General features: G+C 68.1%; 1 protein-coding gene. It reads left to right on the top strand.

All coding sequences use genetic code 11. The annotated features are described in order from the left end of the window. Positions 1-39: 39 nt before the first annotated feature. A partial coding sequence (locus tag KI686_RS15655; protein WP_237590268.1) for an ABC transporter permease occupies positions 40-586 on the top strand: 547 nt, incomplete at its 3' end.

The raw sequence follows: 586 nt of genomic DNA, 5'->3' as shown, positions 1-586 counted from the left end.
CGACGATATAAAGAACGAACATTCGTTTTAGGAGGATTCATGACATCCGCACCCATCCCCACGCGCACACCCTGGGTGCGCGTGGTCGCGATCGGCATCGGGCTCTCGCTGGTCGTCGGCGTGATCCTGCTTGCTTTCGCGTGGCCGTCGCTGACCGCCTCGCCGAAGAATCTGCCGGTGGGGATCGTCGGGCAGGACGCGGCTGTCACGCAGATCGAGAAGGCCATCGCCGAGAAGTCCGACGGAGCGATCGACCTGACGCGTTACGACGACCGGGATGCCGCGGTCGCCGCGATCGAGCGCCGCAAGGCGTACGGCGCTATCGTCCTCGGCGATGCTCCGACCGATGCGCCCGAGGTCCTCAAGGCCACCGCTGCCAGCAGCCAGGTCGCCGCCGTGCTCGACGGTCTCGGCCGTCAGCTCCAGGCGCAGATCGACGCGCAGATCCGCACGCGGGTCGAGCAGGGTGTGCAGAAGATGCAGGACGGGCTGCCTGCCGCGGTCAGGGCGGCCGTGCAGGCGGCGCTGTCCGGTCAGGCACCCCAGCCGCCCGCAGCATCCGCTCCGTTCCAGATTCCGCAGGTGA

It is taken from the genome of Polaribacter sargassicola (genome assembly GCF_021991835.1).
Taxonomy (GTDB): Bacteria; Bacteroidota; Bacteroidia; order Flavobacteriales; family Flavobacteriaceae; genus Polaribacter; species Polaribacter sargassicola.
The sequence above is the reverse complement of the archived record's forward strand: the minus strand, read 5'-3'. Positions and strand labels throughout refer to the sequence as shown.